At 46.9% G+C, this 11,643-nt stretch carries 14 protein-coding genes; 5 read left to right on the top strand and 9 right to left on the bottom strand.

Annotated elements, in window-relative coordinates; all coding sequences use genetic code 11:
* Positions 1 to 2 precede the first annotated feature (2 nt).
* Entirely contained in the window at positions 3 to 545 is a 543-nt protein-coding gene (locus tag Q5L94_RS07640) for an SIS domain-containing protein (RefSeq protein ID WP_317497848.1), read from the top strand.
* Positions 546 to 550: 5 nt separating this feature from the next.
* A complete protein-coding gene (gene dolP, locus Q5L94_RS07635) occupies positions 551 to 1,126 on the top strand; it encodes a division/outer membrane stress-associated lipid-binding lipoprotein (RefSeq protein ID WP_317497847.1) in 576 nt (191 codons plus the stop codon).
* Between the two features lie 12 nt (positions 1,127 to 1,138).
* Here the strand turns inward: dolP and Q5L94_RS07630 are convergent, their stop codons facing one another.
* The 8 genes from Q5L94_RS07630 to zapE form a co-directional block, all read right to left on the bottom strand.
* The gene (locus Q5L94_RS07630; protein ID WP_317497846.1) at positions 1,139 to 1,549 is read right to left on the bottom strand and encodes a ClpXP protease specificity-enhancing factor; all 411 of its coding nucleotides are present in this window, start codon (positions 1,547 to 1,549) and stop codon (positions 1,139 to 1,141) included.
* Positions 1,550 to 1,575: 26 nt separating this feature from the next.
* Entirely contained in the window at positions 1,576 to 2,199 is a 624-nt protein-coding gene (sspA, locus tag Q5L94_RS07625) for a stringent starvation protein SspA (protein ID WP_317497845.1), read from the bottom strand.
* A gap of 84 nt (positions 2,200 to 2,283) precedes the next feature.
* Positions 2,284 to 3,018, bottom strand: a complete 735-nt coding sequence (locus Q5L94_RS07620) for a cytochrome c1 (RefSeq protein WP_317497844.1) — start codon at positions 3,016 to 3,018, stop codon at positions 2,284 to 2,286.
* On the bottom strand, positions 3,015 to 4,283 hold the full coding sequence (locus tag Q5L94_RS07615) for a cytochrome bc complex cytochrome b subunit (protein WP_317497843.1): 1,269 nt from the start codon (positions 4,281 to 4,283) through the stop codon (positions 3,015 to 3,017). The genes Q5L94_RS07620 and Q5L94_RS07615 overlap by 4 nt, the downstream gene beginning before the upstream one ends.
* Positions 4,283 to 4,873: a ubiquinol-cytochrome c reductase iron-sulfur subunit gene (petA, locus tag Q5L94_RS07610; protein ID WP_317497842.1), complete on the bottom strand. Its 591-nt coding sequence runs from the start codon at positions 4,871 to 4,873 to the stop codon at positions 4,283 to 4,285. Before petA ends, Q5L94_RS07615 begins: the two co-directional genes overlap by 1 nt.
* Positions 4,874 to 5,098: 225 nt before the next feature.
* Positions 5,099 to 5,491, bottom strand: a complete 393-nt coding sequence (gene rpsI / locus Q5L94_RS07605) for a 30S ribosomal protein S9 (protein WP_317497841.1) — start codon at positions 5,489 to 5,491, stop codon at positions 5,099 to 5,101.
* 17 nt (positions 5,492 to 5,508) lie between these two features.
* Positions 5,509 to 5,937: a 50S ribosomal protein L13 gene (rplM, locus tag Q5L94_RS07600; RefSeq protein WP_054489830.1), complete on the bottom strand. Its 429-nt coding sequence runs from the start codon at positions 5,935 to 5,937 to the stop codon at positions 5,509 to 5,511.
* A 197-nt stretch (positions 5,938 to 6,134) separates the two neighbouring features.
* The gene (gene zapE, locus Q5L94_RS07595; RefSeq protein WP_317498019.1) at positions 6,135 to 7,229 is read right to left on the bottom strand and encodes a cell division protein ZapE; all 1,095 of its coding nucleotides are present in this window, start codon (positions 7,227 to 7,229) and stop codon (positions 6,135 to 6,137) included.
* Positions 7,230 to 7,348: 119 nt separating this feature from the next.
* Here zapE and Q5L94_RS07590 point away from each other — a divergent pair, with 119 nt between their 5' ends.
* The 3 genes from Q5L94_RS07590 (at position 7,349) to Q5L94_RS07580 (ending at position 10,366) form a co-directional block, all read left to right on the top strand.
* Positions 7,349 to 7,810: a YhcB family protein gene (locus Q5L94_RS07590; protein WP_317497840.1), complete on the top strand. Its 462-nt coding sequence runs from the start codon at positions 7,349 to 7,351 to the stop codon at positions 7,808 to 7,810.
* A gap of 87 nt (positions 7,811 to 7,897) precedes the next feature.
* On the top strand, positions 7,898 to 9,253 hold the full coding sequence (locus Q5L94_RS07585; protein WP_317497839.1) for a DegQ family serine endoprotease: 1,356 nt from the start codon (positions 7,898 to 7,900) through the stop codon (positions 9,251 to 9,253).
* A gap of 63 nt (positions 9,254 to 9,316) precedes the next feature.
* On the top strand, positions 9,317 to 10,366 hold the full coding sequence (locus Q5L94_RS07580) for a trypsin-like peptidase domain-containing protein (RefSeq protein ID WP_317497838.1): 1,050 nt from the start codon (positions 9,317 to 9,319) through the stop codon (positions 10,364 to 10,366).
* 16 nt (positions 10,367 to 10,382) lie between these two features.
* Here Q5L94_RS07580 and murA read toward each other — a convergent pair whose 3' ends face one another.
* Positions 10,383 to 11,642 carry a UDP-N-acetylglucosamine 1-carboxyvinyltransferase gene (gene murA / locus Q5L94_RS07575; RefSeq protein ID WP_317497837.1) on the bottom strand — a complete coding sequence of 420 codons (1,260 nt, stop codon included), beginning with the start codon at positions 11,640 to 11,642 and terminating at the stop codon, positions 10,383 to 10,385.
* Position 11,643: the final 1 nt, after the last annotated feature.

Below are 11,643 nucleotides of genomic sequence, written 5' to 3'. Positions count from 1 at the left end.
TTATGAATGACGAATTGATTAAGGCACTTTTTACAGAAAGTATACAAACACAAATTTCAGCGGTAGAGAGCCTGACCGATGAAATGGCCACAACAGTTGAACTGTTAGTTGCTAACCTGTTGAATGGCCAACGTGTCTTCTGCTGTGGCGATAGGACGACAAGTATCGTTGCACAGCACTTTGCAAACCTCATGACCGAAGGCATGAAACTCGAGCGCCCTCCCTTTCCAGTACTGGCATTGGCTCTTGGTAAGCAGAAGCAGCTTGCAGCCCTTGGGCAGGCGGGTGATATTTTACTGGTCATAGCAGATAATCAGGGAAACGAGGAGCTGGCATCCCTAATGGAAACCGCTATCAGCCGCGATATGCTTATTATTGCTTTAACCGGCGAGGGTAACGACTCTGTTTCGGGACTGTTAGGTGCTAACGATATTGAATTAAGAGCACCCAGTTTAAATCCGGCTCGTATACTCGAAACTCAGTTGTTTATTGTCCACGGCTTATGTGAACAAATTGAAAACACGATCTTTCCGCAGGAGCACTGAAGCATATGACGTTATCAAAAACCGCTTTACCCGTCGTTTTTATCAGTTTATTAAGTTTACAGGGTTGCGCTGCGGTTGCTGTCGGAGCAGCAGCCGTAGGAATATCTTCAGCTACTGATCCGCGGACAATTGGAACACAAGTGGATGATCAGACTATCGAATTGAAAGCTAACGCTAAACTGGGAAATGACGAACAACTTGACGATGCTCGCGTAGTCGCTATCAGCTACGATACCAATGTTCTTTTGGTCGGCCAAGTTCCAAGCGAAGCACTGAAAAGAAGAGCTGAAGACGTTATCAAAGACACGAACGGCCTCAATAAAATTTTCAACCAGTTGCGCATTGGCTCTAAAGCATCAGCGGCTGTGCGCGCCGGAGATAGTTGGATAACCAGTAAAATCAAGCTCAAGTTCGCTAATAATAAGTCTATAGATGCCGCTAACATTAAAGTAGTGACAGAAAACGCTGAAGTATTTTTGCTGGGCCATGTGAGCCAGGCTGAGGCAGATGCTGCGGTAGAGGTTGCGAGAAACGTAGATGGCGTTGAGCGGGTAATTAAAGCACTAACCATTAAGCGTTAGTGCTTTGTATTGTTACTTAACAACTTTCAAGTTGGGCTTTTTCTTAGCTGGTTTTTGTTCAGCGTCATCGCCGACCGGCTCTTCTTCCTGGAGCTCGGGCATTTTATCCAGCTCGGGTTCCGCCTCAAACATCGCTCCGGCACCGTTCTCGCGGGCATAAATAGCTAAAGCCGCCGTCATAGGCACAACAACTTGCATTGGCTGCCCACCAAAACGTGCGCTAAAGCGCACTTCATGGTCAGCCAGCTGCAACCCCTGAACCGCTGTCGGAGAAATATTAAGTACGATTTGCCCTTCACTAACAAAGTTCTGAGGCACAACAGTTCCCACAATAGTTGCATCAACTACCAAGTGTGGTGTCAGGTCGTTATCAACTATCCACTCGTACAATGCACGCAGTAGATACGGTCTTTTCGGCGTCATAGTAAAACTCCTCGACGTCGATTAAATTAATTACGCGCGAGCTCTTTCTCTTCTTCTGTTAAAGAACCCTGGAACGTTTTACGTTCAAATAGGCGTACCATATATTGCTTAATTTCTTTTGCGCCCTGGCCTTCTAAATTAATACCATAGGCTGGTAGACGCCAGAGTAAAGGAGCCAGATAACAGTCAACCAGACTGAACTCTTCACTCATAAAATACGGCGTATCTGCAAAAATAGGTGCCAGAGAAAGAATGCCTTCTTTCAATTCCTGCCTTGCCTGAGCGTCACCTTTTTGAATTTTTTCAGCCAGACTATACCAGTCGCGTTCTATTCGGTACATCATTAAACGGCTCGTGCCACGGGCAACCGGATAAACCGGCATTAAAGGAGGATGCGGGAAACGCTCATCCAAGTATTCCATAATAATTTGAGCGTTATAAAGCACAAGCTCACGGTCAACCAGAGTGGGTTTAGCCTCTGGGTACGGATTAAGCTGTAACAGATCCTCCGGCGTATGCTCGTCGGTCACATAGGTAATTTCGACACCAACACCTTTCTCAGCTAACACCAGGCGTACCTGATGACTTTTTAAGTCATCCTTTCCTGAATATAACGTCATTACTGAGCGTTTATTTGCTGCAACAGCCATTCCTTTCTCCAGATAATATCAACGGCAAAAGGGTGGCAAGCCACCCTTTCTTAAGTCGTTGTCTAACAGACTGATAAGACTCGATTATTTGAGGTCTTTCCAAAACTCTTTTTTCAGTAGCCATGCCAAAATGGTGAATACCAGCAGGAAACCAAAAACAAACCAACCAATGCGACGTTGTTCTAACAACATAGGCTCTCCGGTATAAACCAGAAAAGCGGTTAAGTCCAACATAGCTTGATCATATTCACTTTCGGATAGACGGCCGCTGCCATCGGTTTCAATACCGACGTACACTTCTTCCATTTCACCGTCTATCAGGCGCTCTTCATAGGTCTTCTCAGGAAGCCCCTGAAGCTCTTGCAATACATGAGGCATTCCAACATTTGGGAACACCGCATTATTGACACCGAAAGGACGGCTGTCATCTTTATAGAATGAACGTAAATAAGTGTAAATCCAGTCGGCGCCACGCACACGGGCAACGTTGGTTAGATCGGGTACCGCGGTACCAAACCAGTTCGCTGCTGCTTCAGGATTCATATTATTGGTAATTCTGTCACCGGGTTTGTCGCCGGTAAACTGCAAGTTTTCTTCGCCTAACTCTTGCGGAATACCAAGATCCTCAAAAGTGCGGTTATAGCGATGGTACTGCAGTTGGTGACAACCCAGGCAATAGTTCATGTATAACTGCGCGCCACGCTGCAGTGAGGCTTTATCGTGTAAGTCGACTTCGGCCTTGTCCAAAGGAACTTCAGGGCCCGCCGCAAATACCAGCGACGGAACCAAAGTTAGAAGAGCGATTAACAGTTTTTTCATTTCGACGTCACCCTTTCTGGTACCGGTTTAGTCTTCTCGCGCTTACTGTAGAACCAGAGCAGCCCGAAGAATGCAAAGTACAGGAACGTAAATATCTGCGCGAACACGGTCGCAACAGGTGTTGCTGGTTGCGTTCCCAGATAACCCAGTACAACAAAGCTGATAGCGAACACAGTCAAGTTCAGCTTATGCAACAGGCTACGATAGCGAATAGAACGTACTCGTCCACGGTCTAACCAAGGCAACAGAGCCAGGAAGACAATAGCAGCGAACATCAAAATAACACCAAATAGCTTGTCAGGTACCGCACGTAAAATTGCGTAGAACGGCGTGAAATACCATACAGGAGCAATGTGCTCTGGTGTCTTCAACGGGTTCGCCGGCTCAAAGTTAGGCGGCTCAAGGAAAAAGCCTCCCATTTCCGGATTGAAGAAAATAACGTAGCAGAACAAGAACAAGAACACACCGAACCCGAACATATCCTTAATGATGTAATAAGGGAAAAACGGAATAGAATCGACAATGTCTTTCTTGTTTGTAAAGCGCTCGTGGAACTTAAACTTCGGCTTTTCTTCGTCTGGCACAGAGCCTTTAGGTTTCTTAGTATCGATACCGTCAGGGTTGTTTGAGCCAACCTCATGCAGAGCAACAATATGCAGGAACACCAAAATAACCAGTACCAGCGGCAACGCAATAACATGCAGCGCAAAGAAACGGTTTAGCGTAGCCCCGGAAATAACGTAATCACCACGTATCCATAAGGTTAAATCATCACCAATGACCGGAATGGCACCGAACAATGAAATAATAACCTGTGCACCCCAGTAAGACATTTGTCCCCAAGGTAGCAAGTACCCCATAAAGGCTTCGGCCATCAGTACCAGGAAGATGAACATACCAAACAGCCAAATGAGCTCACGAGGCTTCTGGTAAGAACCGTACATCATACCGCGGAACATGTGCAGATAAACCACGACGAAGAACGCCGAGGCACCGGTGGAGTGCATATAACGCAATAACCAACCGTATTCGACATCACGCATGATGTATTCGACCGAGGCAAACGCGCCTTCGGCACTTGGCACGTAGTTCATGGTTAACCAGACACCAGTCAGTATTTGGTTAATTAATACGATGGTTGCCAAAAAACCAAAAACGTACCACATATTGAAGTTTTTTGGAGCCGGATACTGCGCCAGGTGGATGTTCCAGGTTTTGGTCATGGGGATGCGGGCATCCATCCACTCTACAAATCGCTTAAACATTATGCTTGCCCCTTATCTTCACCCACCAAAATGGTGTTATCGTCGATAAAATAATGTGGCGGCACGACCAAGTTCAGTGGTGCAGGAACACCTTGGAATACGCGCCCTGCGACATCAAACTTAGAACCATGGCATGGGCAGAAAAAGCCAGCCTCGACCCCTTCAACGTGCTCACCCATTCCACTAGAAAGATAAGATGGAGAGCACCCCAGGTGGGTACAAATACCGACCGCAACAAAGAACTCTTCTTTAATTGAGCGGTATTGGTTTTGTGCGTATTCTGGTTGTTGAGGTTCTTCAGATTCCGGGTCACGAAGTCTGTCTTCGATACTTCCCAGCTCTTCAAGCATATCTGGTGTACGACGTACTATCCAAACGGGCTTGCCGCGCCATTTCACGCGGATTATCTGACCAGGTTCAGCTTTGCGTATATTTACTTCTACGGGCGCTCCCGCGTTTTTCGCTTTCGCACTTGGGTTCCATGATGCTATGAAAGGAACGGCTACTGCAACCGCTCCGGCACCACCTACCACTGAGGTTGCGACAGTCAAAAAACGACGGCGGCCTTTATCTACAGGCGCATTGCTCATCCATCTATTCTCCAGTTTTGGACGCTCCACGATGCGTTGTCGCGAAGTCGGGAATTAGCTGCTGCTTTGTCCGCTTGTGCGGATTACAGAAAATGCTTTGAGATGATAATGAAAAGACACACTTTTTACAAGCTTAATAGCCGCCCTAATTGGTCTATTTCCATTTATTTTTGACATAAAAAAACCCAGCCGAAGCTGGGTTTTGCCACAAAAAACAAAGACGAATTAACGCTTTGAGAACTGTGGACGTTTACGTGCTTTGTGCAAGCCGATTTTCTTACGTTCAACTTGACGAGCGTCACGAGTAACGTAACCTTCTTTACGTAATGGACCACGTAAAGCTTCGTCGTATTGCATTAATGCACGAGTAATACCGTGACGAATTGCGCCCGCCTGACCGGTAGTACCACCACCATTTACGGTAATGTACATGTCAAACTTTTCAGTCATTTCAACTAACTCTAATGGTTGACGAACAACCATTTGAGCCGTTTCACGACCGAAGTACTCGTTCAGTTCACGGTTGTTAATTTTGATGTTGCCGCTACCAGGACGCAAAAATACGCGAGCCGTGGAGTTTTTGCGACGACCAGTACCGTAGTATTGATTATCTGCCATAGTGTTCTTGCTCCGTATTATATATCCAGTTGTTTAGGTTGTTGAGCAATATGGTTATGCTCAGTACCTGCGTACACTTTCAGTTTACGGAACATGGCACGACCCAATGGACCACGGGGTAACATACCTTTCACCGCTTTCTGAATGACCATTTCTGGTTTCTTAGCAATCAGTTTTTCAAAGCTGATTGATTTGATACCACCCGGAAATCCAGTGTGCGAGTAGTACATCTTGTCCTGAGCTTTGTTACCGGTAACGGCAACTTTTTCAGCGTTAATGACGACGATGTAGTCGCCGGTATCAACGTGAGGTGTGTACTCAGGCTTGTGCTTGCCGCGTAAACGACGAGCGATTTCAGTAGCTAAACGACCTAAAGTTTTGCCTTCAGCGTCTACTACGTACCAGTCGCGTTTTACCGTTTCTGGCTTGGCTACAAATGTTTTCATTGTATAAAACCTACATTTTAAAAGTTCACGGACAGTAATTCCGGGCTTCCCCGCGAATCACAACAATAAAAAAACGATAAAAATCATTTAGTTATCTGCTGCGACCGCTGCATTACGTTATGTAACACAACGGACTGTAACGTGGGCTGCGCGGATTATAGGAAAAACGCGGTTAAAGATCACGCATTTTCTGAAATTTATGCTTTATGAGCCATTGCCAGATATTCCTGACTTTGCATTTCCTGCAATCGGCTAACACACCGACGAAATTCAAAACTCAATTGGCCCTCGGTATATAACGATTCAATTGCTACTTCGGCAGATAAAATTAGCTTCACCCGACGCTCATAAAACTCATCCACCAATGCAATGAAACGCCGCGCAGTATCGTCCTTGCCCGCTCCCATTTGTTCGACATTGCTGATAAGAACAGCATGGTAAAGACGAGCTATCTCCATATAATCGTTCTGGCTGCGAGCGGTTTTACAAATGGAAGTAAAGTCAAAGAACACCACATCGTCACATTCGGCTCGTACGTCAATATCCCGCCCTTCTATCTCAATAGCTTCTGACAAATACTCGTCTTTACACTCTGGAGCCAGTTCCGTGAAGTACTTCCATAAATTTTTATCAGCCTTTTCATCCAGTGGCGAATGAAAAATTTCCGCCCGCGTAAGCGTTCTCAGGCGATAATCAATGCCGCTATCGACATTAACCACTTCGCAGTGCTGATTGATAAGTTTTATCGCCGGGATAAAACGCGCGCGTTGCAGCCCATTTTTATAGAGATCGTCAGGAACAATGTTTGACGTCGCTACCAGCACAACTCCCCTCTCAAATAGGTACTCGAACAGCTTGCCCAGCAACATGGCATCGGTAATGTCCTGCACGAAAAACTCATCAAAGCAGACAACTTGTGCTTCGCCGGCTATGTTATCCGCCACAATGCGCAACGGATCGCTCTGTTTATCCAGTTGCTTAAGTTCATTGTGAACCCGGTGCATAAAGCGATGAAAGTGAATCCGCCATTTGCGCTCAATTGGCAAACCGTCGAAGAAAGTGTCAACCAGATAAGTTTTGCCACGGCCGACACCACCCCAAAAGTAAATACCCTGAGGCCTGCTCGGTTCTTTATTAAACCACTTTTTCCAGCCTGGCAGAGTCTGATACTGATACCACGCAATAAGCTCATCATGCAGCCTTTGCAAATGTTTAACAGCGTTAAGCTGCGCTGCATCTTTCGAGAAATCATTGTGTTCTATATCATACTGATAACGTTCTATTGGAGACATTTGCTGTTTGGACACTACCACTTCACCTCAGTTGGGATTATCCTATAGGCTGATATGTTATCATGAAGGTGAAGCGCAGCAATCATTCGCCGCTGCGACAGCTTGTTCAGGAGTTACTTATGAGTTGGATTATTGGAGTTCTGTTGGTCATTGCCGGTGCCGTCATTGGCTTTTTTGCGGCTCGTTACAGTCAGTCAAAAGGCCAGTCAGGCGATCTAGAAGAGCAAGTACAGCAGAGTCAGCAGCGTTTAACTGACTATCAGCGCGAAGTGGCCGAGCACTTTGCCACTGCAAACGCTATGGTCGAACAGTTAGCAGATACCCAGCAGCGTTTACAAAGCTACTTAAACCAAAGTGCCGAGCTACTGGAGAAAAGCGAGGGACAAAGTGATCTACCCTTTTTTGCAGAAGACACAATCAAGCAGTTGCGCGTAGCAAATTCGTTAAATAAAGATCATCGCTCTGGCCGTGACAGTTATAATGCCAATGATATGCCCCGCGATTATACCGAGGGCTCTAGCGGGCTCTTTTCGAGTAATTACGAACCAGAGCAAGAAAAACAATCCTCAAAAACCTCTTGAAACATTTTTAGAGTGAACTCATATAGCTAACAAGCGGTCTTAACTCACGACCGCTTGTTAGTGCTTTATTAAGGAGTCACTCAAATTATGAAAAGAGTCTTAGCATTATTCAGTTTACTCTTTGTTTTTAGCTTTACCCCAATAACGTCAGCTCAGGCTGGTATTCCTTTTTTTAGCAGTGACGACGAGCAACCCACTTTAGCTCCTATGCTTGAGGATGTTACCCCTGCCGTCGTTAATATATCGGTTAAAGGTAAGCGAGAAGTAAGACAGCGCTTACCAGACGCCCTGCGCTTCTTTTTTGGCCCGGACTCGCCACGTGAACAAGTCCGCGAAAGACCGTTTCAAGGGTTAGGTTCCGGCGTCATTATTGATGCCGACAAAGGCTATGTGGTAACGAACAACCATGTTGTAGACGACGCTACAGAAATTTTGGTTACCCTCAAAAATGGTCGTGAGTTTGACGCCAAAGTCATAGGCACCGATGCTCGTAGTGACGTGGCATTACTTAAAATTGAGGACGGAGAAGACCTTACCGCAATTGAGCTTGGTAAATCATCCGAGCTGCGGGTGGGAGACTTTGTTGTTGCCATTGGCAACCCCTTCGGACTCGGTCAGACGGTCACCTCGGGTATTGTCAGTGCTCTGGGGCGTGGTGGTCTTGGCATTGAAGAACTGGAAAACTTCATCCAGACCGATGCTGCTATTAACAGCGGCAATTCCGGCGGCGCTCTGGTCACGTTAGACGGAAAACTCATCGGAATTAACACCGCAATACTCGGTCCTAACGGCGGCAATATCGGTATCGGTTTCGCTATTCCATCAGACATGATGAGCAACTTAGTACAACAATTGATTGAGTTTGGCGAAGTTCGCCGCGGTGTACTGGGGGTTCGGGGTAACGACTTAACTCACGATGTTGCTCAGGCACTGAATATTCCGGTCAATCGGGGGGCTTTTGTTTCACAGGTGGTACCGGGTAGTTCTGCCGCTGAAGCTGGTATTGAATCCGGCGATGTCATTATCTCAGTTGACGGCCAAAAAATCCGCTCATTTTCTGAGCTTGGTGCAATGGTCGGCTCGATAGGCTCGGGGAACTCATTAAAGCTTGGAGTGATTCGCGACGGAGAAGAGCAGTTTGTAAACGTTACCCTTGGTGCGCAGGACATGTCTGTTACAGCGGAGTCAATTCACCCTGCTTTACAGGGCGCTACTCTTGCGGCAACGGATGGGAATGGAATTGAAGTAGAGGAGCTTGAAGAACGTTCTCCTGCCGCGCGAATTGGCCTCGAGAAAGGCGATATTATTCAGGGCGTTAACAGAAAATCAGTGAGGTCACTGTCGGAGTTGCGGTCAGCAATTGAAGATAACAGTGGCGTTATAGCTCTTAATATCAAGCGAGACGACAGTTCACTATTTATTGTGTTGCGGAACGCAAACTGACATTGTGACAGGCAGGTGGTATCAGTGCTATGCTGATACCACTTGATTTAACCGGAAGCTGGTATGCAACAACTTTCTTCAACTCTACGATTTTTATTTCAGTCAGTTGGCTTAGGCCTAGTTGTTGCGGCTATAGTGATTATCGCCAAGCCTTTCTGGGCTCAGTCTGAATCATTAAGACAAAACGGCAACGAAATTACCTCTTTTAATCAGGCCGTTCGAAAAGCAGCCCCTGCCGTCGTGAATATTTACAGCATGGGCGAAATTCAGGGCTCTTATTATCAACCTCAATCATCACGCGTATGGCGTTTAGGTTCAGGCGTTATTATGGACACTCAGGGCTATATTCTGACCGCCCATCACGTTGTCGATAACGTTGATAAAATTGAGGTCGCACTGCAGGACGGCAGACGCTATGCCGCTCAGTTAATTGGTAGTGACCGTTACACCGATTTAGCCGTACTGAAAATTGATGCAGAGAACTTACCGGTCATTCCGGTTCAGTCGACACGCCGCGTGCGCGTTGGTGATATTGTTCTTGCCATAGGTAATCCATACAACATCGGCCAGACAATTACACAAGGTATTGTCAGTGCCAGTGGTGGTCGGGTCGGTGTCAGCAATTCCTATTCCGATTTGATTCAAATGGACGCGGTGATCAACCAGGGCGCCTCAGGCGGAGCTTTGGTCAACACCGCCGGCGAGCTTATCGGGATTAATAACGCCCGCTATAATTCGGCGTTCGGAGACGGCGGCGAAGGCATCTATTTTGCCGTACCTTATGAAAATGCCCGCAAAGTAATGAAAACGCTTATTCAGGAAGGCAAAGTGGTCCGCGGATACATTGGTATTAGCGTTAATCCTAACTTTAGCGAAGAACAGTCTCTGTCTGGCATATTAATAACGGAAGTCGAACGAAACAGTCCGGCGGCAAAAGCAGGACTAAAACCAAACGATTTTTTAATCGCTATTGGTGGCGACCCCGTTCGCTCTGCGCCGGAGGGTCTTGACCGGGTTGCGGGTAGTGAGCCTGGCACTGAACTGGAAGTGGAATTTTATCGTAATGAAAAACGAATGACGACCACCGTGACAGTGGCCGAATTACCGAGGTAATAAGTGAGAACGGCTGCTAAGCCGTTACTCGTTCAATATCAGCACCTAAGCCCTGAAGTTTTTTCTCAATCCCTTCGTAGCCCCGGTCAATATGGTAGATGCGCTCGACAACAGTTTCGCCGGTCGCAACCAACCCCGCTATAACGAGCGAAGCAGAAGCTCGTAAATCGGTACACATAACCTCAGCGCCGGTCAGTTCATCGACCCCGTGACATAACGCCGTACTGCCTTCTGACTCAACATTTGCACCCATGCGTCGTAACTCAGGAATATGCATGAAGCGGTTTTCAAATATCGTTTCGCGAATACCGGCAGTGCCTTCTGCAATAGCGTTCAACGCGCAAAACTGAGCCTGCATATCGGTTGGAAAGGCCGGGTGAGGAGCTGTAATAATATTCACCGCTTTAGGCCGCCCATGGCTCTGTATCGCTATCCAGTCATCGCCTTTCTCAATTGTCGCACCAGCTTCTTCCAGCTTTTTCAATACCGCATCGAGGCTAGCCGGGTCAGTTTTCTCACAACGCACCGAGCCTCCAGTTGCTAAGCCGGCAACTAAGAAGGTCCCGGTTTCGATACGGTCGGGCATGACACTGTATTCGCCACCATGCAGCTTGTTGACACCAGTAACATGAATGGTGTCGCTTCCTGCGTCCCGGACTTCCGCGCCCAGGCTATTGAGAAAGTTAGCTAAATCAATGACTTCTGGTTCGCGAGCCGCATTTTCTATGACCGTTTCACCCTCAGCCAGTACCGCTGCCATCATCAAGTTTTCAGTACCGGTCACGCTGACCGTGTCGAGCAAAATCTCAGCACCCTGGAGGCGACCGTCTACTGACGCTTTAATGTAACCATTTTCAACGTCAATATGTGCACCCATTTTACGCAAACCTTCAATATGAAGATTTACCGGTCGCGCGCCTATCGCGCAACCACCCGGTAGCGACACTTCCGCTTTACCAGTTTTAGCTAATAAAGGGCCTAAAACCAGAATGGAAGCACGCATAGTCTTAACTAATTCATAAGGCGCTTTGAATTGGTTAAGCGTGGTTGGGTCAATACAGACGCTATTATTATTCAGGTTACTGTGACTAATGCCCAGGCAATCTAATAACTCCAGTGTCGTGTCGACATCGTGAAGGTCGGGGACATTAGACAAGGTTATTTTTTCAGACGGCAACAGAGACGCCATTAAAATAGGTAAAGCCGCGTTTTTTGCACCTGAAATAGTGACCGAACCCGATAAAGGTTGGCCACCACGTATTTTAAATTTATCCATC

This window comes from Idiomarina sp. Sol25, from assembly GCF_033052775.1.
Taxonomy (GTDB): Bacteria; Pseudomonadota; Gammaproteobacteria; order Enterobacterales; family Alteromonadaceae; genus Idiomarina.
This window is presented reverse-complemented; position numbering and strand designations above follow the sequence as displayed.

Excerpts from the sequence above, each read along its gene's own strand:
- Q5L94_RS07640 (WP_317497848.1), top strand. The coding sequence starts at position 3 with ATGAATGACGAATTGATTAAGGCACTTTTTACAGAAAGTATACAAACA.
- dolP (WP_317497847.1), top strand. The coding sequence starts at position 551 with ATGACGTTATCAAAAACCGCTTTACCCGTCGTTTTTATCAGTTTATTA.
- Q5L94_RS07630 (WP_317497846.1), bottom strand. The coding sequence starts at position 1,549 with ATGACGCCGAAAAGACCGTATCTACTGCGTGCATTGTACGAGTGGATA.
- sspA (WP_317497845.1), bottom strand. The coding sequence starts at position 2,199 with ATGGCTGTTGCAGCAAATAAACGCTCAGTAATGACGTTATATTCAGGA.
- Q5L94_RS07620 (WP_317497844.1), bottom strand. The coding sequence starts at position 3,018 with ATGAAAAAACTGTTAATCGCTCTTCTAACTTTGGTTCCGTCGCTGGTA.
- Q5L94_RS07615 (WP_317497843.1), bottom strand. The coding sequence starts at position 4,283 with ATGTTTAAGCGATTTGTAGAGTGGATGGATGCCCGCATCCCCATGACC.
- petA (WP_317497842.1), bottom strand. The coding sequence starts at position 4,873 with ATGAGCAATGCGCCTGTAGATAAAGGCCGCCGTCGTTTTTTGACTGTC.
- rpsI (WP_317497841.1), bottom strand. The coding sequence starts at position 5,491 with ATGGCAGATAATCAATACTACGGTACTGGTCGTCGCAAAAACTCCACG.
- rplM (WP_054489830.1), bottom strand. The coding sequence starts at position 5,937 with ATGAAAACATTTGTAGCCAAGCCAGAAACGGTAAAACGCGACTGGTAC.
- zapE (WP_317498019.1), bottom strand. The coding sequence starts at position 7,229 with ATGTCTCCAATAGAACGTTATCAGTATGATATAGAACACAATGATTTC.
- Q5L94_RS07590 (WP_317497840.1), top strand. The coding sequence starts at position 7,349 with ATGAGTTGGATTATTGGAGTTCTGTTGGTCATTGCCGGTGCCGTCATT.
- Q5L94_RS07585 (WP_317497839.1), top strand. The coding sequence starts at position 7,898 with ATGAAAAGAGTCTTAGCATTATTCAGTTTACTCTTTGTTTTTAGCTTT.
- Q5L94_RS07580 (WP_317497838.1), top strand. The coding sequence starts at position 9,317 with ATGCAACAACTTTCTTCAACTCTACGATTTTTATTTCAGTCAGTTGGC.
- murA (WP_317497837.1), bottom strand. The coding sequence starts at position 11,642 with ATGGATAAATTTAAAATACGTGGTGGCCAACCTTTATCGGGTTCGGTC.